This window comes from Halopelagius fulvigenes, from assembly GCF_042662625.1.
In the GTDB taxonomy this organism is placed as follows: domain Archaea; phylum Halobacteriota; class Halobacteria; order Halobacteriales; family Haloferacaceae; genus Halopelagius; species Halopelagius fulvigenes.
The window spans coordinates 82,205-105,648 of record NZ_JBHSXH010000015.1; the positions used below are offsets into that span (position 1 = coordinate 82,205).

Consider the following 23,444-nt stretch of genomic DNA (forward strand, 5'->3'; position numbering starts at 1 on the left):
TCGTCCGCCATCGTTTTCGGTCTGAGTCGCCTACGCGTCGGTAATGGACGCGAGTATCCTCGAGACCATCGGGTCGCCGTTGGTCCGAGTGTCGTCGCCGCCGGGGGCCCTCGTGGCGGCGAAGATAGAGTCGAAGAACCCCGGCGGGTCCGCGAAGGACCGACCGGCCCTGGGGATGATAGAGGCCGCCGAACGCGAGGGGGCCATATCGCCGGGCGACGAACTGGTCGAACCGACGAGCGGAAACACCGGCATCGGACTGTCGATGGCCGCCGCGAGCAAGGGGTACGACATCACCATCGTGATGCCCGCCTCGAAGTCGCCCGAGCGACGCGAAATCATGCGCGCCTACGGCGCGGACATCGAACTCGTCGAGGGGGACATCTCCGCCGCGAAGGACCGCGCCGACGAACTGGAGGCCGAGGGGATGACCCAACTCCGCCAGTTCGAGAACCCCGCGAACCCCGACGCCCACTACCGCACCACAGCCGAGGAGATTCTCGAACAGGTGGAAGGGCGGAGCGTGGACGCACTCGTCGCGGGCGTCGGCACCGGCGGCACCCTCTCGGGCATCGGGCGGCGCCTCCGCGAGGAGTTCCCCGAGATGGACATCGTCGCCGTCGAACCCGAGGAGAACGCCGTGCTCTCGACGGGCGAGTCCGGCGACGACGACTTCCAGGGGATGGGACCGGGCTTCGTCAGCCCGAACCTCGACAGGGACCTCTTGGACGGCGTGGAGACCGTCTCGCTCGACGCCGCCGAGGCCGAGTGTCGCCGCCTCGCCCGCGAGGAGGGTATCCTCGTCGGGCAGTCCTCCGGCGCGTCGAACGTCGCCGCGCGGCGCGTCGCCGAACGACTGGCCGACCCCGACGCCGACTGCCGAAGCGAGGCGGGCGGGTCCGTCGTCGCGGACGGGTCCGGCGGGACGAGAGCGGAGACGCTCCCGGACGCCGACTGCCCCCTCGTCGTCACCGTCTTCTGGGACAGCGGCGAGCGCTACATGTCCACCGGCATGTTCGACTGAAGGAACAGTCGAATCAGCGCGTTCACGCGGTTCGGCTTCTCCCGCGGCGGCCAGTGGCCGCAGTTCGGTAAGATGCGCACCTCCGCGTCTGGGACGAGAGACCCCGCGCGGACCGACCACGACTGCGGGACCAGCCTGTCGTCCTCGCCGTGGACGAACAGCGACGGCACCGACACGTCCGGCAGTCGGTCCACGTAGTTCGTCTTCGGCCCGCGCAGGCCGATTTCGGCCCGGAGGAATCGCCGCCACGCGTCGCCGTCGTTCCGCTTGGCCTCCGCGAACACCTCGTCCACGAGCGTCGGCGAGACGTTGCCGTAGGCCACCGCCGCCCGGACGGAGAAGTACGCGACGGTGCGACTCCGCGCGACGGCCCGCCACGAGAGTTCGCTCAGGTACGACACCCGCGAGACGACGGCGGTCAACGCGCCGCCGGGAACCGACCCGCCGAGTCCGTACCCGTCGATTGCGACCAGCGCCGACACGTCGTCGGCGTGTTCGAGTGCGTAGCCGACGGCGACGCCGCCGCCCATCGACACGCCGACCAAGACGGGCCGTTCGACGCCGACTGCGGACAGGAAGCGTTCAAGGACGCGCACGTAGTAGTCCGTCGTCGGCGTCCGTTCCGGCGGGTCGCTCTCGCCGTACCCCGGCAGGTCGGGCGCGACGACGCGGAAGTCCTTCGCGAGGGCGGGCATGACCTCCTTCCAGGAGAGCGACGCGCTGTCGAGGCCGCCGCCGTGCAGGAGGACGATGGTGGGCGCATCGGCGTCGGCGTCATCGCCGTCGCCGTCGCTGTCACCGGCCACCAGATACCGAACGCGGAGGCCGTCGAGTTCGATTTCCCGCGACTCCGCCCCGTATGGAACCGCCATGAACTCGCCTACGACCGCCCGAACAAAAAGGTGCGCCGCCTCACCTGCCGAACTCGTCGTCGCTCACGCGCACGACCACCGTCTCCTCCACGTCGCGGAGGTCGTACGTCGGAACCGTCCCGTCGGGCCGCCGAGTGACGTACATCGGTTCGACGAGGCGGCCGTCTTCGAGGCCGTAGACGGCGAGACGCTCCTTCGTCTCCTCCGGGCGGACCTCGCCGTCGCGCACCCGTTCCGCGAGGCGGCGAGAGAGCCACTCGGTGTCGCTGATGCTCGGTTCGCGGACGAGGACCGTCTCGACGAAGCGGACGAGATACCAGTTGAGGTCGTTGCAGAGAGAGACGGCGGCGCCGACGCTCACCGTATCGACCGCCAAGGAGTTGGCGAACGGTTGGCGTATCTCGTACGTCGAGAGGGCGGCCCGCGCCGTCTCGCGGGAGAGGAGTTCGTACTGGACGTTCACCTCGGGCGCCCCGACGAAGCAAACCCGCGTCACGTTTTGAGCCTGACGACGGGCGGCTAAATCGGTTGCGGTGCGGCGATCTGCGGTCGATTCCGGGCGGCGGTCAGGACGCTCACTCGTCGGCCGAGGGGTGCTCGGCGGCGGTACCGTCGAGCCACGACGTTGCGCACGACTCGTCGCAGAACGACAGCAGTTGTCGCTCGTACGTCAGCTTCGAACCCGCTTCGGGCCGCCTGTCGCGGCCCAGTTCCACCTGATAGTGGTCGCCGTCGAGGTTCACGGTGCCGCCGCACGCCGAACACGTCTCCGTTCCGACCCGCCACGATGAACGGGGGACCACCTGCCTGACGGTCCACGAGGAGTCGATTCGACCGTGGGGTGGGCGGCGCGTCTGTGACATCGCGCGAGGCTACGAACTGAACGCACGTAAATCCATTTTACCCCTATTATTCACGCTATAGGCTGCAGAACGAAGTGAAACGTACATTATAATCGACGTCCGTACGGATCCGGTCAGGGTTCGAGGTCGACGACCGACCGGTCCGCCGCCGCCTCCCGCGCCATCGACAGGAGGTCGTCCGGTTCGGCCGCTTCGACCGCTTCCACCGTCGCGTTCGTCTCGGGGTGCGACGGCGCGACCCGTTCGCATCCCACCGGGAGCGTCGAGTCCGAGAACGTGCCGAGGGCGCGCGCCTCCTCGACGATGTCCGTCTTGTCCGCCGTCAGCAGGGGTCGGTGGACCGGAAGCGAGACGGCGGCGTCGGTGGCAGCGAGGTTCGCGCCCGTCTGCGAGGACTTCTGCCCGAGGGACTCGCCCGTCACGACGGAGTGTGCGCCCACCTCGCGGGCCACCGCCTCGCCGGCCGCGAGCATCGCCCGCCGGAGCGACAGCATCCGCGTGTCGTGCAGTTCGTCCACCACCGCCTGCACCACCTCGCCACCGGGGACGACGTGGAGTCGAACGTCCTCGTCGGGCGCGCGCCGCAAGAGCGTCGTCGCCACTTCCGTCGCGCGGGCGCGGTGGTCCGCGCCGCCGTAGTCGCCTAAATCGACGTACACGGGCGCGACCGAACACCCGCGGCGCATCATCCGCCACGCCGCGACGGGCGAGTCAATGCCGCCGCTGAGGAGGACCACCGCGCGGCCCTGCGTGCCGAGGGGGAGTCCGCCCGGTCCGTCCATCTGAACGGCGGAGACGAACGCCTCGTCGTCGCGCACCTCGACCCTGTACGTCCGGTCGGGGTGGTCTAAGTCCACGGGCGCGTCGGTTCCCGCTTGGACGGCGCTGCCGCCCTCCACCTTCAGGTCCCGACTGGAGAACGGGTGCGCCGAGGGCGGGCCGACGCGGCGACTCTCGACGGCGAACGACTCGTCGGACCCGTGGCCGCGTTCGGTCGAGAGCGTCCGGAGGGCGTCGCGGACGGCGTCCACCGTCGCGTCGGTCAGGACCGCCGGCCGCGCCCAGACGACGCCCGGGAGGGTGGCGATTACCTCCGCGACCGGGTCCGTCTCGTCCGTCTCGACGAGGATGCGCGCCCACCGCCTCTCGACGGTCCCCGGCAGGTCGGCGTCCGCGAGGGCGGCGCGGACGCTCTCGGCGAGTCGCTTCGCCATCTTCGCGCGCACCTCGCTGCTCTTCGTTCCGAAGTCCCCGTACCCGACCGCGACGACGTTCTCGGCGTTCACTACCGTGCCGTACTCCGCGGCCACCAATCAGCGTCTCGGTCCGCGGGTCGCGCCGATTTTGCCCGGAACGGACTCTCTATATATTTAATATGTACGTACCGACAACTACGTTTGACAAACTGTCTACTAATATAAACTTCTTAATATGTGACTGGATTGGTCGTAACTGATCGACGACCTCGCCCGCGGCAACGGCTCCCAGTACCCCTCCACAATGGACGCTAACTCGCACCCCGACCCGTACGACCCGCCGGAACCGGACGTGGACTTGGACGACCCGCGGTACTACCTGAACCGCGAACTGAGCGAGTTGGAGTTTCAGCGGCGGGTGCTCCACGAGGCGTTGGACGACAGGCAACCCCTCCTCGAACGCGTGCGCTTTCTGTCCATCTTCACGAAGAACATGGACGAGCTCTTCATGAAGCGCGTCGGCGGTCTGAAACAGCAGATGGACGCCGGGGTGACCGAATCCACCCCGGACGGCCGAACGCCCGAGGAGCAGTGGCGGGAGGCGGTGGAGACGGCCAGACCGATGTTCCGCGCGCAGGCGGAGTGTTTCCTCGAAGACGTTCGCCCCGCCCTCCGGCGGGAGGGCGTCCACGTCCACGACTACGACGACCTGACGGCCCGTCAGCGCTCGGAGATGCGCGACTACTTCGAGGAGTCCGTCCTGCCGACGCTCACCCCCCTCGCGTTCGACCCGGCTCACCCGTTCCCGTTCATCTCGAATCTGAGCCTCTCGCTCGCGGTGTTGACCGAACGCGACGGCGAGGACGAACCGACGTTCACGCGCGTGAAGATACCGCAGAACCGCCCCCGACTCGTCGAAGTCGGCGAGGAGGAGTACGTCCTCTTAGAGGAGATAATCCGCTCGAACCTCGATCTGCTCTTTCCGAAGGCCGACGTGGCGGACACGACGCTGTTCCGCCTAACCCGGAACGCGGAGGTCCGGCGGAACCAAGAGGTGGCGGAGGACCTCATCGAGATGATTCGGGAGGTGCTCGAACAGCGACGGTTCGCCACCGCCGTCCGCCTCGACGTAGAGGAGGGCGCGTCCGACCGGGTGGTGGACCTCCTCGTTGAACAGCTCGACATCTCCGAGCGCGAGGTGTTCCGACTGCCCGGACCGCTTGACTTCCGCGAACTGATGGACCTGACGGAGCTGGACCGCCCGGACCTGAAACTCGACCCGTGGACACCCCAACCGCACCCGCGGTTCCAACGCGTCGGCACCTCGGCGGACGTAGGCCCCGACGCCTCCGAGGACATCTTCTCTGAGATTCGACGCGGCGACGTCCTCCTGCACCACCCGTACCACTCGTTCGGCGAGACGGTGCAGGAGTTCCTCGACGAGGCGGCGAACGACCCGGACGTGTTGGCCATCAAGGCGGCCATCTACCGCACCGCCTCGGACTCGAAGGTCATCCAGAGCCTCATCGATGCCGCCGACAACGGCAAGCAGGTGGCGGTGATGGTCGAACTGAAGGCCCGGTTCGACGAGCAGAACAACTTAGAGTGGGTCCGCCGCCTCGAAGAGGAGGGCATCCACGTCGCCTACGGGACCATCGGCCTGAAGACGCACACGAAAACCGCCCTCGTCGTCCGCGAGGAGGACGACGGCGTGCAACTGTACTCCCACGTCGCCACCGGCAACTACCACTCCGGCACCGCCAAGGGGTACGTGGACCTCGGACTCCTGACGGCCGACCGCGACATCGGCCGGGACCTGGTGAAGGTGTTCAACTTCTTCACCGGCCCCTCCTTGGACGAGGAGTTCAGGAAGCTCCTCATCGCGCCCGTCACGATGCGCGAGCAGTTCACCCGCCTCGTCCGCCGGGAGGCGCACCACGCCCGGAACGGCGAGGACGCCCGCATCGTCGCCAAGGTGAACTCCCTCGAAGACCCCGAACTCGTCGAGGAACTGTACCGCGCGTCGATGGCGGGCGTCGATATCGACCTCGTGGTGCGCGGCATCTGCCGCCTCCGGCCGGGCCTGGAGGGGATAAGCGAGAACGTCTCCGTCCACAGTATCGTCGATCGGTTCCTCGAACACTCGCGCATCTACTACTTCGAAAACGGCGCGAGGGCGGAGCCCTCGCGAGCAACCGGCGAAGCCGGTGACGCGGGCGACCCGAAGTGGTACGTCGGATCCGCGGACTGGATGACGCGGAACCTCGACAACCGCGTCGAGGCCGTCGCGCCGGTCGAAGACCCGGACATCCGCGCGCAACTCCGCTTCGTCCTCGAACTGGCGATGTCGGACAACCAAAAGCGGTGGACGATGAACGCCGACGGCAGTTACGACCAGCAGTACCCCCGCGACGGCGAACCGGTCGTCAACATGCAGTCGATTCTGATGGAGCAGACGCTCGAATCGCTCCGCCGGCCCGGCGCGGAGCGCGGAGTCCTCCCCGACTCCCCCGCCACGCCGAACGAACTCCTCGTCGGACCCGCCGCCGACGTTGACGACGCCGACGATGCCGACGACGCCGACTCTCCCGGTTCGACGCCCGACTCCGAGGAGACTTCCGTCGGCCCGGGGCAGAGGGGCGCGGAGTCCGCCCCGGCGTCGGGAGGCGGTGCAGTCTTCGCCTCGGGCGCGGAGGGTGGTTCCTCCGGCGCGACGGGTGCGACCGATTCGACGGGCGCGTCCGCCGCCGACGGACCGGACGCCGGGGCGGCGAAGAACGGCCACACCGAGGCGGACGCCGACGCCGACACCGACGCCGACGCGGCGGACTCCGACCTCCCGCGGGCTATGCGCGTCCACGGCGACCGGTGGTACGTCCCCGACAGCGACCGCTACGCGTACGCGGTTCGGACGCCGGACGGCGGGCGCGCCTACCGGAAGACGAAGCGCGCGGCGGTGTCGCTGTTAGAGCGGTACTACGAGTGAAAAGGCGGCGTCGGGCCCTCAGAACGTCGTCAGGTCGCCGTCGATGGCCTGCCGCGTGATGTCGGTGACGTTCGCGAGGCGGTCGTCCACGATGGCCTCGACGTCGGCTTCGATGTCCGAGAGGACGACGCCCTCGTCGGTGACTATCTTCGCGTCCGCAACGTGGGGTTCGTCGATGGGGCGACCGATCTGCGAGAGCAGGCGAATCTGCAGGTCGCGGATGCCGTCCACCTCGTCCACGACGGTTTCGGCGATGTCCGTCGAGAGCAGGTTGTAGATCTTCCCGATGTGGTTGACGGGGTTCTTCCCCGAGGTGGCCTCCATGCTCATCGGCCGGTTCGGCGTGATGAGACCGTTCGCGCGGTTCCCGCGGCCGACGGACCCGTCGTCGCCCTGTTCGGCGCTGGTGCCGGTGACGGTGAGGTAGATGGAGCCCTCGTCGTAGTCGTCGGCCGTGTTGACGGCGACGTTCACCTCGCGGTCGGTGTACCCGCGGGCCACCTCGCCGGCGAACTCCTCGACGGACGCGACTGCCTCCTTGTACTCCTGGATGTCGGCGACGTAGGAATCGATCATCGCGGCGGCGACGGTGATGTCTATCTCGTCGCCCTCGCGCTTGCCCATCACCTTCACGTCGGGGCCGAGGTGCGGGTTCTCGTCGGCGTACGTCGAGTTGAGTTCGCGTTCGACGTTCAGCACTATCTCCTCGGTTTCGGTCAACGGCGCGTGGCCGACGCCGAACGACGTGTCGTTGGCCATCGGAACCTGCACGCTCTCCTCGCCGAAGACGTCCTGCAGGTCGCCGGACCCCTCGCCGAGTTTCACGTCCACGACGATGTCGGTTCCGAACTCCAGTTCGGGGATGTGCTCGTTCAGGTAGTCGCGGGCGGCCTCCAGGGCGACCGAGTCCACGGGGAGTCGTTCGCCGTCGTACTTCTTCGTCGCGCGACCCACGATGAGGAGGTAGATGGGTTCGACGACTTCGCCGCCGCCGAAGGCGGGCGCGGCCTCGCCCGCCACCAGTTGCGTCTCGTCGGTGTTGTAGTGGAGAACCTTCCCCACCCGGTCGAGATAGAGATTCGACAGGGCGCGGGAGACGCTCTCGGCGATTCCGTCGGAGATAGAGTCGGGGTGACCGATACCCTTTCGCTCGACGATTTCGACCTGTTGGTCCTCGACGGCGGTTCTGTCCGCCGCCTCGATGCTGATGTTCCGTTCGGTCATTGTGCAGTCGTTCCTCACCGGTGATGCTATAACTTGCGGAAAAGATTAGCGACACGAGAATTACTATCAAACATCATCCGGTCGAACCGGTCGCCCGCCGCGGGGTCACTCCTCCGAATCGAGGAGCATCCCGAGGTACGACGTCCGAATCTGCTCGTCCGGGTCGAGTCCGAGTTCGCGCGCGACGGCGTACGCTCCCTCCCGGACCGATTCGACGTCCGCCTCGTCCTCGGCCTCGCGTTCGACTTCGACGAACTCCCCGACTCCCTCCACCGCGTCGAGGGTGACGGTGTAGCCGTCCATCCGGTAGAACTCCCGTTCTTTCTCCACCGTCGCCGCCGGTTCGAAGCCGAGGCCGTCGAGGACGGCGTCCATCGTCTCGCCGTCGGCCACCTCGGTTTCGTGTTCGGCCCGCGTCTTCGACTCGTCGTCCACCAACGGCCCCTTGTAGGTGACGCGCGCCGTCGTCTCCGCCCGGTCCTCACCGTCGAGTGGCGTCTCGCGGCGGACGCGGAGGGCCTCGTCGGTCGCCGCGAAGTCGCGGTGCGGCGCGTCGTAGTAGGTGTCTACCTGCCGCACGCGCCCGACGCGTTCGGCGCGCCCCCCGTCGAGTTTCGCCCGCACCCCGTCGCGGTCGGCCCGCACCTTGACCTCGACTTCGTACATGCGTCGGTCGTCGTCCCGGCCGAGCAAAAGCGTGGGTGACTCCGGAATCCGGTCGATCCGGCGTCCGCGACTACCGACTCTGCCGCGCCGAGAGCGTCGTAGCCGTCGCCTGCGCCCTCCGATTTCGCCGGAAAACCGCGGCGAATCGGGCGTTTTCTCCGCGGCGGGCGAAACGTGATTCTTAAGGGTCACACGAGTATTGTTCCGCGTATGAGTGACGAACCGCAGGCGGAGGCGGCCGACGCCGACGCAGCAGACGTCGAAGAAGAGGTCGCCGAAGACGAGGAAGTCGCCGAGGACGGAATCCAAGACGGCGACTTCGTGCGCCTCGCGTACACCGTACGCACGGTCGAAGACGACACCGTCGTCGACACGACCGACGAAGAGGTGGCCGAGGAGGCCGACATCGACACGGAGGAGTACAACTTCGAACCCCGAGTCATCGTGGTCGGCGCGGGACACGTCTTCGAGGCCGTCGACGACGCCCTCGTCGGCGCGGAACCCGGCGACACCGGCAACGTCGAGATTCCCGCCGCGCAGGCGTTCGGCGAGTTCGACGACGACGACGTCCGCACGGTCAGCGCCAACAAGATCGACGAGGACGACCGCTACCCCGGCGCGCAGGTCCAAGTCGACGGCGAACAGGGTCGCGTCGAGACCATCATCGGCGGCCGCGCGCGCGTGAACTTCAACCACCCGCTGGCGGGCGAAGACCTCGAGTACGACTACGAGATTCTCGAACTCGTCGAGGACCGCGAGGAGAAGGCCGAGAGCCTCCTCAGCATGTACCTCCAGCAGGCCCCCGAGGTCTGGATCGAGACCGACGAGGTCGAGGAGGAGACGGTCGTCGAACCCGACGAGGACGACGAGGACGCCGAACCCGAGACCGAGGTCGAGACCGTCGAGAAGGAGACGCTGTACATCGAGGCCACGCCGCAGATGACGATGAACCAGCAGTGGATGTTCTCGAAGCAGCAGATCGCACAGGACGTCATCGACCGCCTCGACTTAGACCGCGTCATCGTCCAGGAGACCATCGACGGGATGGGCGGTATGATGGGCGGCATGGGCGGTATGATGGGCGGCATGGGCGGCGGCGCCGACGCCGAAGACATCGAGGAAGCCATCGAGGACGTCGACGTGGACGCGGACGAACTCGTTGAGGAACTCGAAGGCGAAGAGACCGAAGAGTAACTCCCGCCGCGGCGGCCGCCGCCCCCTCGGGCGACGGAACCGCCGGGTTCTTACTTTCCGTTTCCGCACTCTCGGAGAGATGGCCGACAGAGACGCCGACGAGGTGCCGTCGGAACTCGAACTCCCGGACGACGCCCTCGTCGCCGCAGTCGCGGCGGTTTCGACGATCGCGCTCACGCTCGCGCTCGAATACGGACTCGGAGCCGACCCGCCGATTCTGGCGCGACTCGCACCGCTCGCGCCGTACTTCCTCTCCGTGTTCACGCGCCGAATCGACCTGGGGCCGGTTGATACCGTCCGCGCCTGGTCCGGGCTGACGGTGGCGGTGACGCTCGGCGTCTTCCTGTTCTACGCGACTTGAGCCGCCGAAAATAGTCGCTTACGCGATGTCCCGGCTGGTGTCCACGGTCACCCGTTCGCTCAGGCGGAGTTTGATGGTCTTCTCGGGCGCTTTGCCGCCGCGGAACTTCGGGACGGCGAGTCGGTTCTCTATCTCCGAGCCGTCCACCTCCGTCTGCAGGTCGAACACCACGTCCGACATGTGTTCGGTGTAGCGGCGGTTCCGCGGCGCGTCTCCCGTCTTCAGGCCGTGGAGGACGGCGAGTCCCCCCGTGTTGACCATGTGCGTCTGCAGTTCGTTGAGGAACTCCCGGTACCGGGCGGTGCTCGTCTCCTCCAACACGTCCACCACGTCGATGATGAGGTTCGCCCCCTCCGGGAGTTCCGTGACGAGTTTGTTCGCGGAGTCCAACGGCGCGCCCCCGCCGATGTCTCGGACCGTCGGACTGCCGACGGTGCCGGGCGTTCGGTGCACGGCGTCGAGGACCGCGGCGTCGGAGCGGACGGTCGTGAGGTACAGCGTCCCCCGGACGGCGGTGAGTTCGTAGAGGAACAGCTCGGACTGGCTGGCGGGTTCCGCGCCGAGGAAGACGATGCTCCCCGCCGGAATTCCGCCGTCGAGTTGTCGGTCGAGAACGTCGATGCCGGTCGTGAGCCGTCCAGACACGTCACCTCTTACGACGGTCTCTTATATTATCCCTTCGGCGGCCTGGATCTCAGTCGCCACGTTCTCGTACGCCCGCCTGACCGAGGCGTCTTCGAGGACCGGCGGTTCCGCCTCCGGGACGCGTCCGAGCACGGGACAGCCCAACAGGTCCGAGACGCCGGGCGGCGCGACGCGCGCCCGCGTGAGCACCGCCCCCACGACGGGCGTTCCGAGCGTTCGCGCCATCGACGCCGTCTTGGCGGCGTCGCGGAGTGACGGCGCGCAGAGCGACGAGACGACGACGGCGCCGTCGCAGACGCGGAGGGGGGCCGCGGCGTCCGGCCCCGCGCCCGCCGGGCAGTCCACGAGGACTGCGGCGTCCGTCTCGGCGCGAATCCGCCGCAGTCTCGCCGACGGGTCGTCGCACCCGCCGTCAGCGCGCGCGTCCCGCCTCGGCGGCGCGGGAGAGACCGAGACGTGGTTGTACTCGGGGTGGCGGTACGGCGGCGTTCGCTCGTCGGCGGGGTCGGACGGAACCCGACCGTCTGCCGCAGTTCGTTCGGTCGCGTCCCGGGGGACGCCCGCGAGTGCGTGCAGGTTGGGCATGTCCCGGTCGGCGTCCACGACGCGCGTCTCCGCGTCCATCGCCGCGGCCAGACCGAGCGTCGTCGTCGTCTTCCCGCACCCGCCCTTCCCGCCGGCTATCGCAAGCATGGCGACGCTGGCCCCGTCCTCGTATAAAAAGTCGCGGCGGCGAACGGCCGACCCGTCGCTCTCCGGCGTCTCGCGTCGTTGAAAAAATCGGCCGTGCGGTCGTCGCTCAGTCGTGACAGCAACCGCCCGCCTCGCCGCCGAAGTCCACGGCGAGGGGTTCTGAGATGGCCTCGTTGACGGCTTCGAGGCGCGTCTGCAGTTCCTCTTGGGCTTCGAGGTACTCCGCCATCGCGGGCATCGAGTGGAGTTCCTCTTGGGCGGATTGGACCTTCTGAAGCCCCTCCTGCGTCGCGTTCCCCGTCTGTCGAGCGAACATGAACTCCTCGCGGAGCGACTCGAACTCCGAAATCTTGGCCTGCACCTCGTCGTCGCTCTCGACGGCCGCTTTCGCCTCCTCGAAGGCCTCGTACTCGGGCGTCTCGGTCAGCGCTTCGCCGAGTTCGCGGCCCATCTCTTCGAGGGGGTCCGTCTGCATGCTCATACCCCTCGCTTCGGACGCGAGTCGTTTCAACCTGCCGGATGCGGGGGTCCGCGGGGGAAAGAGTCGTGGTCGCGCGTGCGTTATTAGTTAGCATGCCAGTCGTCTCCGCGCGAACCTTCGAACGGTGGCTCCGCCGCCTCGACGCGGAGCGTCTGCGGGGGTTCGTCTGCGACCTGTACGCCGCCGCCGGCCGGGAGGTTCGGGCGCGCGAGGACGGCACTCTCGCAGTCGGGGAGAACGGTCGAGTCGTCGTCACGCTCGACGCGCGGCGGCGACTCCGGACGCCGCGCGTCCCAGACGACGCCGACGCTGTCGTCGCCGCCAGTCCGTCGCGCCGCCTCGTCCGCCGCGTCGTCTCGTCGGGGGCGACGCTCGTCGGACCGGACGACCTCCGGAACCTGGCGCTGTACGGCGTGGACCGCGACGACTGCGAGCGACTGTTCCGGCGGTACTTCGGCGAGTCGCCGTCCGTCGAACGGTCGGGCGTCGCCGCGGAGGGGGACGACGCGCCCGACGGCGAACGCGGGGAGTCGAACGGTTTCGGCGTCGCGCGAGTCGCGGCGGAACCCGTTTCGAGCCTCGCCGTCCTCCTCCTCGCGGGACTCGTCGTCGCGGCCGTGTTGGGCCCGTTCGGCTTCGGCGTCGTACCCCGGACGGACGACGCGGCCGGGCCGAACGTCGGCCCGGTCGTCGCCGCCTCCTCGGACGGTTCCGCGGACGGTGACGGCGAGGGAGACAGCGACGACGACAGCGACGGTGACGGCGACGCCGACGAACCGTTCCCACCGGGGGTCGGACCCGCGGGCGTCGCGGACGCGGCGACGCTCGCGGCGGCGCACGCGGACGCAGTCGCTGGGCGGTCGTACCAACTCATCGTGCGGCAGTCCGGGACGAACGCGCGGACCGGTCGCGGGTGGACCCGCGCGTACCGGCGGGCTGACGTGGCGGGTCCGACGCGGTACCGCTACTTCGTCACCGGATATCGGGCCACGGGCGAGGGAGGTGCCGAATTCGCGCACTACTCGATGTACGCCGACGGGAGGCACAACTACGTCTACACGGAACACGGCGAGAAGCAATCGTACGCCAGACACGTCGTCGAAGCCGACGAGGACGGACACGGCCCGTTCGAGAACCGCGCCGCCGGCGCCGTCCGACGGTATCTGGACGCGCCGCGGACGAACGTCACCCGGAAGAACTGGAGCGTCCAACCGTACCGCATTGTCGCCACCGGGACGCCGCGGTCGCTCCCGAACTCGGGGAACGTCACCGACTACCGGGCGGAGGCGCACGTCGGCGCGGACGGCTTCGTCTCGCTTCTCGTCGTCTCCTACGAGGTTCGCGCGGGCGGGGAGACGCGGTCAGTCCGGTTCCGGATGGAGTACACGGACGCCGATCCGGAGACGGTCCGCGCGCCGCCGTGGTACGATGAGGCGCGGAACGCCACCGACGACGCCCGACCCGAGACGGTCACGGCGCGCGCCGGAGACGACACGTGAGAACGAGACGCAGACGACACTCGACCCGCACGTCCGACGGGACTGCGGGCGTGCGGTTCCGCCGCCTCGGGGCGGACGATCCGACTCCGCGGCCGTCGCATCGGGGAACGCCGACGTTATACCTCCTGACCGGCAACGAAGGGACAATGAGTCAGGACGCTTCTTCCGAGGGTGACCTCCGGAACACCGGGATGTCGCTCAGACACGACAGAGAGTGGGACTACGAACTCGACCGCATCATCGACGAAATCGAGGAACGGGACGCCACGCGCGTCGGACTGCAGTTCCCCGAGGGACTGAAGCGGCGCGGTCCGGCCGTCGCCGACGACCTGCGGGAACTCTGCGACGACGACGTGACGTTCATGCTGTCGGGGCAACCCTGCTACGGCGCCTGCGACTTAGACACCTACCTGATGCGCCGGACGGACGTGTTCGTCCACTTCGGGCACTCGCCGATGAAGGAGTCCGACAAGATAATCTACGTCCCCCTGTTCTCGAACGTGGACCCGTTCCCCATCCTGGAGGAGTCCCTCGAAGAGTTGGAGGGCGAGGAAGTGGGCCTGGTGACGACGGCCCAGCACATGAACCGCTTCGAGGACATGTGCGACTGGTTGGAGGAACGCGGCTACGACGTCCACACCCGCCGCGGCGACGACCGACTCACCTTCGAAGGGCAGGTTCTCGGCTGTAACTACGCCTCCGCGGACATCGACGCCGACCAAGTGCTGTACGTCGGCGGCGGGAAGTTCCACCCCCTCGGCCTCGCGATGGAACACCCCGAGAAGAAGGTGGTCATCGCCGACCCCGTCAACAACGTCGTCACCATCGCCGACACGGAGAAGTTCATGAAACAGCGCTACGGCGCGGTCCACCGCGCGATGGACGCCGAGAAGTGGGGCGTCATCTTCTGCACCAAGATCGGACAGGGGCGCATGGAGATAGCCGAGAAGATCATCGAGGACAACCCGAACGCCTACCTCATCACCATGGACGAAGTGACGCCGGACAGACTCCGGAACTTCGACATGGACGCGTTCGTCAACACCGGATGTCCCCGAATCACCACCGACGACGGCCCGCGGTTCCACAAGCCAATGCTGACGCCGCAGGAGTACCGCATCGCCGTCGGCGACGAACCCCTCGATTCGCTCTCGTTCGACACGTTCCACGGCACGTGGTGAACTGACGAACGACGGACTCGCCGCCGTCTCGGCGTCTCTCTTCCGCTCTCTCTTCGTCCGCGTCACGATCGCAAGAGATATCAAATCGAGAACTAATCTCCGACTCGATGGTCCCCTTCGACGAGTCGTCCCTCGCTATCGGTACCGCCCCGCTCCAACCGAGTGACCCCTCGGCTCTCGCCCACTTCTTCGGGGCGGGCTCGGGTTGACCCTTGCGGTCGTGTTCAGCGGCGTCGTCGCCGTTATCGTCGCCGTCGTCGCACCGAAACTGACCGAACAGAGCCTGCAGACTATCCGCGACGACGTTGACGAGCGAAGCTCGTCAGCCCACCAGACGTAGTCTGGTGACGGCGGCGTCGCCTTCCTCGTCGGCCTCGGCATCTCGGTCATCGGGGGTATCGTCATCGTCCTCCTCGCGATAACGGGAATCGGGCTGATACTCGCCATCCCCGGCGTCATCGTCCTCGCCGTCCTCGGAATCGCGGGATCGGCCATCGGAACCCTCCTCGTGGGTCGGTTCGTCCTCGACGCCGCCTCCTCCTCCGCCGGCGAACCGGACACCCTCGTGGTCGCGTTCGCCGGGGCCGTCGTCCTCGTCGCCGTCTCGTTGATTCCGATAGTCGGGGGCCTCGTGAACTTCGCCGTCTCGACGACGGGGTTCGGCGCGGTGCTGTTCGTTCTCTGGGAACGCCGCGGCTGAACCTCCTACACCTCACGCTCGACGTACTCGACCGCTTCTTCGGGCGTCTCGCACGCTTCGACGCCCGGCACGTCGTGCGTGCCGAGTCCGGCGACGGGCCTGTCGTAGACGAACGAGAAGCCGATCTCCGAGAGCGTCCCGCCACTTCCGCCGATCGCTATCACCGCGTCGCCGTTCATCGGCACCAACGCGTTCCGGGCGTGCCCGAGTCCCGTGGCGACGGCGACGTCCACGTACTCGTTCGCGTCCGCCCGTCGGTCGGTCGGGAGGATTCCGACGGTCCGCCCGTCCGCCTCCTTCGCGCCGCGACACGCCGCCTCCATCACGCCGCCCAGACCGCCGCAGACGACCGTGTGCCCGCGCCGCGCGAGCGAACGACCCGTCTCGGCGGCGACGTCTATCTTCTCCTCGGTGACGGTTCCGCCGCCGATGATACTCACGCGCATACCGCCGCTTCTCGTCGGAGAGAAAGAGTCGTTTCGTTCTGTGCGGTCCCGGGGGCGTCCCTGCGGCGACGACCGGAGGCGTCAGTTGTAGAGGTCTGCCGCCGGCGGTTCGGGGTCCCACGTACCCAGCGTCCGCATCGTTGCGTCCATCTGACTGAAATGCGCGGTGTTCCGTCGGCGCTCAGACATGGCGTTTCGTAGCACTCCGTTTCGAGGTATATTCCTTCCGTCGGTTATAGCCGGTATAACGTCCCTTTTCGGGTGATTTATCGGACGATCGTCCGGAAGGTGACGTATAACGTATCGTTATTTTGGACGGCCGCCCCATCGGTCGTCCGGCGACGTCCGGCGGCGACCCCGACGGCGCATCCGGTTTTTCCCCCGTCGGCGGTCGGACGAGGGGTCGCGGACTCCGCAACACTTAGTCCCCGTCCGTCCGCACCCGGTCGTATGTCCGTAAGCGACTGGAGCGATTGGCTTCCGCGCGCCGTCGAGGCGGCCGACCCGGAGACGGTGGCCGTCTGGTACCTCGGTTGTAACGGCTTCTTCCTCAAGGGAAGCGACGGGACGACGCTCGCTATCGACCCGTACGTCGGCGTCGGCGACCCGCCGCGGACGGTTCGGATGATCCCCGTCCCGTTCGACCCGGAGGACGTGACGGAACTCGACGGACTCCTCGCGACGCACGAGCACACGGACCACGTCCACGGGCCGAGTCAGGCCCCCATCCTGGAGAACACCGACGCGACGTACTACGCGCCGGACGACTCCGTGGACGTGGCCCTCGAAGACGAGGCGTGGACGGAGAACTACGACGTCTCCGAGGACCGGTTCGAGGTCGTCTCCGAGGGCGACACCCTCGAAATCGGTGAGTTCACGGTTCACGTCAAACCCGCGCACGATCCGGACGCGACCCACCCCGTCTCCTACGTTATCGAACACGAGTCGGGCACGTTCTTCCACGGCGGCGACACGAAACCCGCCGAGGAGTTCGCCGAACTCGGCGAGGAGTACGACATCGACCTGGGCGTCCTCGCGTTCGGCGCGATAGGAAACATCCCGGACAAGGAGACGGGCGAACCCGTGCGCACGAAGTGGTACTCCACCGAGAACGAGATTATCGAAGCCGCCTCCGACCTTCGGTTGGACCGCCTCCTCCCGAGTCACTGGGACATGTGGAAGGGCATGACCGCCGACCCGACGGTCCTCCACGCTCACTCGCGGAGCTTCGAGTACCCCGAACGGTTGGAGATAGCCGAAATCGGCGACCGAGTGGACCTCTAGTCTGTCTGCTGACACGATTCGAGAAAGTGACAGTCTCGCGTTCGAAAATGCCCGGTTATTTTATGTAATGGCTTTCGGAAGGGACGGGCATGAGCCAAGAGTCCGACCTAGGGGGTCCGGTGTACGTCTCCGATGGCGACGTGAAAGTAGAGAAGTCGTTCGTCGCCGAGGAGTTCCCGGTTCCCGCGATAAAGTTCCGCATCTCCTCCGACAGCGAGGAGGCCGTCCACGTCCGAATCGTCGATAGCATCCCGAAGGACTTCCCGATGGAGGGGGTGGGCTTCCACCCAGATTACGAGAGCGAAAACTGGACCGCGTACAAGGACCAACGCGTCGAGTACGAGCGAACGCTGGAGCCCGAGGAGTCGGTGACGACGGTGTACGGCATCCGCCTCAACACCGTCAACGAGGCGTCGAGCTTCCTCGTCGAACCCGTCCTCGAACGCCCGCCCGTTCCGGCGGAGGGCGAGGAGGCCGACCACGCGGACGACGGCGTCGAGGACATCCTCGGCGAGGACCGGAGCCAACTCGTGCGCGACGCGTTGCAGGGCAACGGGTCGCTCGCGGACGAGGGGGCACTCGACGAGGACGCCGAACCGGAGGCCGACGCCGCGGAGTCCGAGCCCATCGAGGACGCGGACGACGCCGGCGCGGACGCCGACGCTGAGACGAACGCGGACGCAGACTCGGACGCGTCCGGCGGTTCCGCCATCGAGGAGGCCGAGGACGCCGTCGAGAAGGCGCTGGAGTCGATTCCGAACCCCGCCGACGAAGACGGCGAGGACGACGCGGCGGCCGAGGACGCCGACGACGCCGCCGAGGCGGAGACGGCCGAACCGCGCGAAATCGCGGACGACTCCACCCCGGCGGTGGTCGATTCGCCCGCAGGGCCTAACGACGACGACGTGGCGGCCGCAATCGGTTCGAGCGGGGTGGAGGCCGACGCGGGCGACGCCGGCGCCGAAACGTCTGCGGACGCCGACGCAGAGACCGACGAGGATGACGCGGAGGAACCGGCCGCGGACGCCGGGGCGAGGGAGTACGTCGAAGTCGAAGGCGCGGTGTCGGACGCCGACGCCGAGGTGTCCGCGGACGCCGGTGGGACGACGCCGACGCGCGTGCGACTCCGGCGGTCGAGGGGTCGCTGGCGGCGACGCTCGCGGCGGAGATTCGCGACGGGAGCGTCTCCGAGGAGGACCTCGACGTGCTTCGGTCGGAACTCGACGTGGGCCTTCCGCAGAGCGCCGACGTGCGCATCCGTCGCCTGCAGTCGCAGATGGGGGACTTAGCGGCGTACAGCGACGCCCTCGCGGAGTTCATCGACGAGGAGGGCACCGGAGCCGAAGTCGTCGAATCGCTGCGCGAGGAGATGCGGGACATCTCCGAGGAACTCGACGCCCTCGAATCGAGTCTCGACGCCGCCGGGGACGACCGCGAGGCCATCCGGTCCGACGTCTCCCGCCTCCGCGGCGACCTCGGCGCCCTCGACGAACGCGTCGAAGACGCCGCGGAGGTGCTCTCGAACGTCGAAGAGACGGCCGACGCGAACGCCTCCGCGGTCGAGGGCCTCCGCTCGAAGTACGACGACGTCTCCGACCGCGTCGAGAGCGTCGAAGCCGACGTCTCCGAGGTGTCCGGTCGGGTCGAGAACGCCGCCGAGGACGCCTCGCGGGCCGAGAGCGCCGTCTCGGAACTCGACGGCGAAATCGGCGACGTTCGGGAGGACATCGCGTCGCTCGACGGCGACATCGTGGCGGCCAGAGAGACCCTCTCGGAGGACATAGAGGAGATCCGCTCGGACCTCGACGACCTCTCGTCGGCGATGGAGCGCATCGAGGACCTCGAAGCGACCGTGGAAGGACTCGAATCGTTCCGCCACCGCCTGAACGACGTGTTCGGCGCGGGCGCGGGCGCGGCCGCGGCCGCGGGCGACGCCGACGGAGACGGCGACGACGGCGGCGACGGCGAGTAACTCCCCGTCTCCCCCGTTCCTGCCCGAAACGCAACCTGTTTAGCGGGCGCGTCCGTGAACTCGACAATGACCGCTACGGTGCGCGTCGCCGTTCCGCGCAAGGGACGCCCCCTCGAAGCCGTGTTGGAGCGCTTCGCTGAGTGTGCCGACGCCGCGGCACTCGCGGACGAAATCACGTCCACGCTTCGCTACGAGAAGTCCGTCACCAAGGGGAACGCCCATCCGGACCGCGACGTGTACGAACGCCTCGCCGACTACAGCGACCTCTCGAACGAGGCGGAACCGGAGTACACCCTGCTTCGCGACGACCGCGATGGGATGCCGCGCCGCGTCGTCTTCGACAGCGTCACCCTCGACATCGACGGCGTCTCCGTCCAACTCGTCGGCCGCGAGGAACCGTTCCGCGCCCTCCGCACCCACGAGTTCGGCCTCGGGTTCGACAGCGCCGACTTGGTCCTCGAAGAAGTCGTCCAACTGCGGGCGGACGGAGTGGGGAGCATCGCCGACATCAACGCCCGCATCGACCCGATGGACACCGACGTTCGGGTCGTTTCCGGCCTCGGAGACACCGTCTACCACACGCTCATGGCCAAACCGGAGGTGCTCCCGCCGGGCGCGGACCTCGACCGCTCGTTCGTCGAGGGGTACGAGGGTCCGCTCTGCATCTCGCCGCGGTACGAACGACTCGTCGAGGCCGTCCTCGGGACGCGGCAGCTCGACGGCGTCACCTTCGCGTACCCCGACGAGTCGGCCGAGGAGGAGGCCGCGATAGCGGAGACGGGCCTCGGCGTCTACCTCACGATGACCGGTTCGACCGCCCGCGAGCACGGACTCGTCCTCGGCGAACACCTCTTCCCGAGCGAGACGGTGCTGATGGAGAACGTCGCCGAGTCCGACGCCGCCGCCGAACGGGTGAAGGCCGCCGTCGCCGACGGGGACGTCGAGACGGAGATTCCGGTCTGACCGGCGGCGAACGTCCCGTTCTCGCCGCTCGCCGCCGTCTCTCGTTTCGCGCAGAGCGTTCTCCAGTCGCTGTAATTCAGAACGTCCAATGGATTTAATACGGATTATATGTCAAATTCCGTAGAGTCTGTAACGGGGGGACATCCACGTTGGCACACAGTGGCGAGATGGTCCGCGAACGCCTCCCAGACCGCGATTACGCGTCGGTCATCGCGTTCGTCGGAGTCCTATACCCTCTCGTTACCGCCCTCGAAACCGCCCTGCGCTCGCTTTTCTCCCTCCCGTCGCTGTCGGCGTTCGAGTTGACCAGCGCCCTGCCGATTCCGCTCGTCCTCGTGGTTGGGCCCGTCGCTCTGTGGGGGGTTCCGGTCGGGTACGTTCTCGGCGACGTGACGAGCAACGCCGTCGGCGCGCACACGCTCGTCGGCGCGTGCGCCCACCTCTACTTGGGCTACTCGGCGAGTCGGCTCGCCGGGCGACTCGGCATCGACGCCCCCGTCTCGGCGTCGTCGCTCGCCGGGCGGACGGTCGTCGGCCGGTTCCTCCTCGTCGTCGGCGTCGCCGCCGCGGGCGCGGCGGCCGTCGTCGGGTGGGGCAGCGAAGTCGTCCACAGGGCCCCGTTCTTCGTCGCCGCGCCGTCGGCGTTCGCGGAGTTCTTCCTCGTGACGCTCGCGTTCGCGCTTCCGTGGGTTCGAATCCTGCGCTCGGCGGCCGCGGCGGGCGTCCCGACGGTCGATGTCCGCCCGAGGGGGGCCGGCGAACTCGACGTGCGCCGGGTGGTCGGCGCGACGCTCGCGTGGGTGCTCCTCGGGACGGCCGGGAGCGTCGGCTACCGGACGTTCGAGAAGATACCCGCTCAGTACTTCGTGAGTCACGGCGCGGAGTACGCCCTCCTCTTGGACCGGCCGGCGCTGTTCGGCGCGGGCGCGGGCCGCGTTCAGGCGGTGTTCGGCGCCGTCTGTCTCTCGCTTCTCCTCTGTCTTCTCTCGGGGATGCTCCGCGGCCGGGGAGGTGCGACGAAGTGAAGCTGACCCGGCGGCGGACGCTCCTCGGGTTGGCGGGCGCGGGTTCGGCGGCGAGTCTGGGCGCGTACGACCTGACCGCGGACGCCGACACCGACGCCGACTCCGCCGAGCGAACGGTGACGCGGCGCGACGTGGACGGACTGCTCACCGTCGCGGACGTCGTCCACCCGGCCGACCCCGAACCGTTCGAGCCGCTGATTCGGGGGTACGTGGGGAGGCTGAGCGACGAGCGCACCCGCGCGCTCCTCGGGACGCTCTCGGAACTCGACGCGCTCTCGTACGACCAGTCGGGGACGCCGTTCCGGTCGCTGTCCGCGGCCGAGGGGAGGCGACTGCTGAAGAGACTCGGCGTGTTCACCGTCCAGTCGCGACCGGAGGGGACGCTCGCCGAACGCGTCCGCTTCCACCTCGTCAACTCGGTACTGTACGCGCTCTTGACGAACCCCGAGGGGACGAAGCAGTTCGGCATCGAGAATCCGGTCGGCTACCCCGGCGGATTCTCGTCGTACACGGAGTAACATGGCAGGAAACAACGAATCACCGACCGACCGCTCGCCGTCGCCGCGGGCGGACGTGTGCATCGTCGGCGCGGGCGTCGCGGGCGGGTTGCTCGCGCACTCGCTGTCGAAGCGGGGGTACGACGTGGTACTCCTCGAAGCGGGGCCGCGCTTCGACTTCGACTCCCGACTCGAACGGATGGAGCGCGCGCTCCGCCCCGATAGTCAGGCGTCCGTCTGGGACGTGGGGGGCGAACGCGACGCGTTCTCCTCGACGGGTCCGGAGGACTACAACCTGAACGCGAAGCGCGTCAAAGGCGTCGGCGGCACGACGCTCCACTGGGTCGGTTTCACCCCCCGCTACCACGAGAAGGACTTCGAGATGAACTCGCGGTACGGCCTCGCCGCCGACTGGCCCATCGACTACGAGACGCTGCGGCCGTACTACGCCGACGCGGAGGAGCGACTGGGGGTCGCGGGTGCGGACGACAACCCGTTCGCCCCGCCGCGCGAGGAGTCGCGCCCCCTCCCTGCGTTCCCGACCGGACCGGTCGATTCCCTCTACGAGGAGGCGTGCTCGGACCTCGGCATCACGCTCCACTCCGCGCCGCAGGCCAGAAACTCCGAGGCGTACGACGGCCGGAGCAAGTGCGTCGGGTACAGCACCTGCCACCCGGTCTGTCCGTCGGGCGCGAAGTACAGCGGCGACGTCCACGTCCGGAGGGCGGAGGAGGAGGGCGCGCGGGTGATAGACCGCGCGCCGGTGCGGTCCCTCGAACACGACGACGAGGGGGAGGCGGTGACGGCGGCCGTGTACGACGCGCCGGAGCAGACCGGACTGCGACAGGAGGCCCGGACGTTCGTGCTGGCCGCCGGCGGCGTCGAGATTCCGCGACTGCTCCTCCTCTCGGCGTCCGAAACCTACCCCGACGGGCTGGCGAACTCCAGCGGACTCGTCGGCAAGTACTTCATGGAGCACCCGGCCGTGAGCGTCTCCGGCCGCATCGAACGGCCGGAGGGGCAGGAACCGCTCTACTGGTGGCCGCTTGAGTCCCACCAGTTCTACGACCACGAGGACCCGCGTCCGGGGAGCATCAAACTGGAGTTCCAACAGGCGAGCGAGGACTCCCCGCTCGACGCTCTCAGGGGGTTCGACGCCGACGCTCGGGGGGACCTGCTGGACCCGGTGGAGGGCGACGAACCGGGCGTCGGCGGCGCGCACTCCGGCGATATGTGGCGGATTCGCGTCAACGGACTCGCCGAGATGCTCCCGAGAGAGCGGAATCAGATCCGGCTGAACCGCGACAAGACGGACGACCGTGGCAACCCGGTCCCCGACGTCGCCCTCGACGTCGGCGACTACGAACGGGAGACGATGAACCGCGTCATCGACATCGGGACGCAGATCCTCGAAGCGATGGGGGCGACGGACGTCCGGACGACCGACCCCGAGAACCCGCGGTACGTCGCCCACCACATGGGGACGACGCGGATGGGCGAGGATTCCGAGGCGAGCGTGGTCGACCCGAACCTCCGGACGCACGACCTGCGGAACCTGTACGTCTCCTCCTCCAGCGTCTTCGTCACGGCCGGCGCGATGAACCCGACGCTGACCATCGCCGCGTTGTCGCTCCGCCTCGCGGAGCATCTCGACGATCGCCTGTAGCGGTGG

24 protein-coding genes and 1 pseudogene are annotated in these 23,444 nt (G+C 68.2%); 15 read left to right on the top strand and 10 right to left on the bottom strand.

What is annotated here, in order from left to right; translation table 11 throughout:
* Positions 1-43 precede the first annotated feature (43 nt).
* Positions 44-1,024 (top strand): PLP-dependent cysteine synthase family protein, encoded by a 981-nt coding sequence (locus ACFQEV_RS10300; protein WP_379695536.1) that lies wholly within the window; start codon positions 44-46, stop codon positions 1,022-1,024.
* On the opposite strand, the gene ACFQEV_RS10305 is transcribed toward ACFQEV_RS10300, so the two are convergent.
* The 4 genes from ACFQEV_RS10305 to ACFQEV_RS10320 form a co-directional block, all read right to left on the bottom strand.
* Positions 997-1,896 (bottom strand): alpha/beta fold hydrolase, encoded by a 900-nt coding sequence (locus ACFQEV_RS10305; RefSeq protein ID WP_379695538.1) that lies wholly within the window; start codon positions 1,894-1,896, stop codon positions 997-999. The two genes, ACFQEV_RS10300 and ACFQEV_RS10305, sit on opposite strands and share 28 nt — an antisense overlap.
* A gap of 40 nt (positions 1,897-1,936) precedes the next feature.
* Positions 1,937-2,392 (bottom strand): DUF5804 family protein, encoded by a 456-nt coding sequence (locus tag ACFQEV_RS10310; protein ID WP_379695540.1) that lies wholly within the window; start codon positions 2,390-2,392, stop codon positions 1,937-1,939.
* A 79-nt stretch (positions 2,393-2,471) separates the two neighbouring features.
* Positions 2,472-2,759, bottom strand: a complete 288-nt coding sequence (locus ACFQEV_RS10315) for a hypothetical protein (protein ID WP_379695542.1) — start codon at positions 2,757-2,759, stop codon at positions 2,472-2,474.
* Between the two features lie 113 nt (positions 2,760-2,872).
* Positions 2,873-4,069 carry a tRNA sulfurtransferase gene (locus ACFQEV_RS10320; protein ID WP_379695544.1) on the bottom strand — a complete coding sequence of 399 codons (1,197 nt, stop codon included), beginning with the start codon at positions 4,067-4,069 and terminating at the stop codon, positions 2,873-2,875.
* Positions 4,070-4,259: 190 nt separating this feature from the next.
* Here ACFQEV_RS10320 and ppk1 point away from each other — a divergent pair, with 190 nt between their 5' ends.
* Complete coding sequence (gene ppk1, locus ACFQEV_RS10325; protein WP_379695546.1) at positions 4,260-6,941, top strand: polyphosphate kinase 1; 2,682 nt, start codon at positions 4,260-4,262, stop codon at positions 6,939-6,941.
* 18 nt (positions 6,942-6,959) lie between these two features.
* Here the strand turns inward: ppk1 and ACFQEV_RS10330 are convergent, their stop codons facing one another.
* Both ACFQEV_RS10330 and cyaB read right to left on the bottom strand, forming a co-directional pair.
* Positions 6,960-8,165 carry a methionine adenosyltransferase gene (locus tag ACFQEV_RS10330; RefSeq protein WP_379695548.1) on the bottom strand — a complete coding sequence of 402 codons (1,206 nt, stop codon included), beginning with the start codon at positions 8,163-8,165 and terminating at the stop codon, positions 6,960-6,962.
* Between the two features lie 105 nt (positions 8,166-8,270).
* Positions 8,271-8,831, bottom strand: a complete 561-nt coding sequence (gene cyaB / locus ACFQEV_RS10335) for a class IV adenylate cyclase (RefSeq protein WP_379695550.1) — start codon at positions 8,829-8,831, stop codon at positions 8,271-8,273.
* A 210-nt stretch (positions 8,832-9,041) separates the two neighbouring features.
* Here cyaB and ACFQEV_RS10340 point away from each other — a divergent pair, with 210 nt between their 5' ends.
* Positions 9,042-10,025 (top strand): FKBP-type peptidyl-prolyl cis-trans isomerase, encoded by a 984-nt coding sequence (locus ACFQEV_RS10340; protein WP_379695553.1) that lies wholly within the window; start codon positions 9,042-9,044, stop codon positions 10,023-10,025.
* 79 nt (positions 10,026-10,104) lie between these two features.
* The gene (locus ACFQEV_RS10345; protein WP_379695555.1) at positions 10,105-10,386 is read left to right on the top strand and encodes a hypothetical protein; all 282 of its coding nucleotides are present in this window, start codon (positions 10,105-10,107) and stop codon (positions 10,384-10,386) included.
* 18 nt (positions 10,387-10,404) lie between these two features.
* Here ACFQEV_RS10345 and ACFQEV_RS10350 read toward each other — a convergent pair whose 3' ends face one another.
* The 3 genes from ACFQEV_RS10350 to ACFQEV_RS10360 form a co-directional block, all read right to left on the bottom strand.
* Positions 10,405-11,031, bottom strand: coding sequence for an RAD55 family ATPase (locus ACFQEV_RS10350; RefSeq protein WP_379695557.1), 627 nt, complete (start codon positions 11,029-11,031; stop codon positions 10,405-10,407).
* A 21-nt stretch (positions 11,032-11,052) separates the two neighbouring features.
* A complete protein-coding gene (locus ACFQEV_RS10355) occupies positions 11,053-11,724 on the bottom strand; it encodes a MinD/ParA family ATP-binding protein (RefSeq protein ID WP_379695559.1) in 672 nt (223 codons plus the stop codon).
* A gap of 106 nt (positions 11,725-11,830) precedes the next feature.
* A complete protein-coding gene (locus ACFQEV_RS10360) occupies positions 11,831-12,205 on the bottom strand; it encodes a YlbF/YmcA family competence regulator (protein ID WP_379695561.1) in 375 nt (124 codons plus the stop codon).
* Positions 12,206-12,297: 92 nt separating this feature from the next.
* Between ACFQEV_RS10360 and ACFQEV_RS10365 the strand changes: the two genes are divergently transcribed.
* The 4 genes and pseudogenes from ACFQEV_RS10365 to ACFQEV_RS19925 form a co-directional block, all read left to right on the top strand.
* A complete protein-coding gene (locus ACFQEV_RS10365; protein ID WP_379695563.1) occupies positions 12,298-13,704 on the top strand; it encodes a hypothetical protein in 1,407 nt (468 codons plus the stop codon).
* A gap of 146 nt (positions 13,705-13,850) precedes the next feature.
* Positions 13,851-14,885: a diphthamide biosynthesis enzyme Dph2 gene (gene dph2 / locus ACFQEV_RS10370; protein ID WP_379695565.1), complete on the top strand. Its 1,035-nt coding sequence runs from the start codon at positions 13,851-13,853 to the stop codon at positions 14,883-14,885.
* 205 nt (positions 14,886-15,090) lie between these two features.
* Complete coding sequence (locus ACFQEV_RS10375) at positions 15,091-15,225, top strand: hypothetical protein (protein WP_379695567.1); 135 nt, start codon at positions 15,091-15,093, stop codon at positions 15,223-15,225.
* Between the two features lie 18 nt (positions 15,226-15,243).
* Positions 15,244-15,585: pseudogene (locus ACFQEV_RS19925) on the top strand (DUF8173 domain-containing protein); the annotation flags it as partial.
* Positions 15,586-15,590: 5 nt separating this feature from the next.
* Here ACFQEV_RS19925 and ACFQEV_RS10385 read toward each other — a convergent pair.
* Positions 15,591-16,031, bottom strand: coding sequence for a TIGR00725 family protein (locus tag ACFQEV_RS10385; protein ID WP_379695569.1), 441 nt, complete (start codon positions 16,029-16,031; stop codon positions 15,591-15,593).
* A gap of 450 nt (positions 16,032-16,481) precedes the next feature.
* Between ACFQEV_RS10385 and ACFQEV_RS10390 the strand changes: the two genes are divergently transcribed.
* The 7 genes from ACFQEV_RS10390 (at position 16,482) to ACFQEV_RS10420 (ending at position 23,438) form a co-directional block, all read left to right on the top strand.
* A complete protein-coding gene (locus tag ACFQEV_RS10390) occupies positions 16,482-17,315 on the top strand; it encodes an MBL fold metallo-hydrolase (RefSeq protein ID WP_379695571.1) in 834 nt (277 codons plus the stop codon).
* A gap of 89 nt (positions 17,316-17,404) precedes the next feature.
* Entirely contained in the window at positions 17,405-18,604 is a 1,200-nt protein-coding gene (locus ACFQEV_RS10395; protein WP_379695573.1) for a hypothetical protein, read from the top strand.
* Positions 18,520-19,287, top strand: coding sequence for a hypothetical protein (locus tag ACFQEV_RS10400; RefSeq protein ID WP_379695575.1), 768 nt, complete (start codon positions 18,520-18,522; stop codon positions 19,285-19,287). Before ACFQEV_RS10395 ends, ACFQEV_RS10400 begins: the two co-directional genes overlap by 85 nt.
* A 66-nt stretch (positions 19,288-19,353) precedes the next feature.
* A complete protein-coding gene (locus ACFQEV_RS10405; RefSeq protein ID WP_379695576.1) occupies positions 19,354-20,250 on the top strand; it encodes a hypothetical protein in 897 nt (298 codons plus the stop codon).
* 149 nt (positions 20,251-20,399) lie between these two features.
* On the top strand, positions 20,400-21,275 hold the full coding sequence (locus ACFQEV_RS10410; protein ID WP_379695578.1) for a hypothetical protein: 876 nt from the start codon (positions 20,400-20,402) through the stop codon (positions 21,273-21,275).
* Complete coding sequence (locus tag ACFQEV_RS10415; RefSeq protein WP_379695580.1) at positions 21,272-21,793, top strand: gluconate 2-dehydrogenase subunit 3 family protein; 522 nt, start codon at positions 21,272-21,274, stop codon at positions 21,791-21,793. Before ACFQEV_RS10410 ends, ACFQEV_RS10415 begins: the two co-directional genes overlap by 4 nt.
* Before the next feature lies 1 nt (position 21,794).
* Complete coding sequence (locus ACFQEV_RS10420; protein WP_379695582.1) at positions 21,795-23,438, top strand: GMC family oxidoreductase; 1,644 nt, start codon at positions 21,795-21,797, stop codon at positions 23,436-23,438.
* Positions 23,439-23,444: the final 6 nt, after the last annotated feature.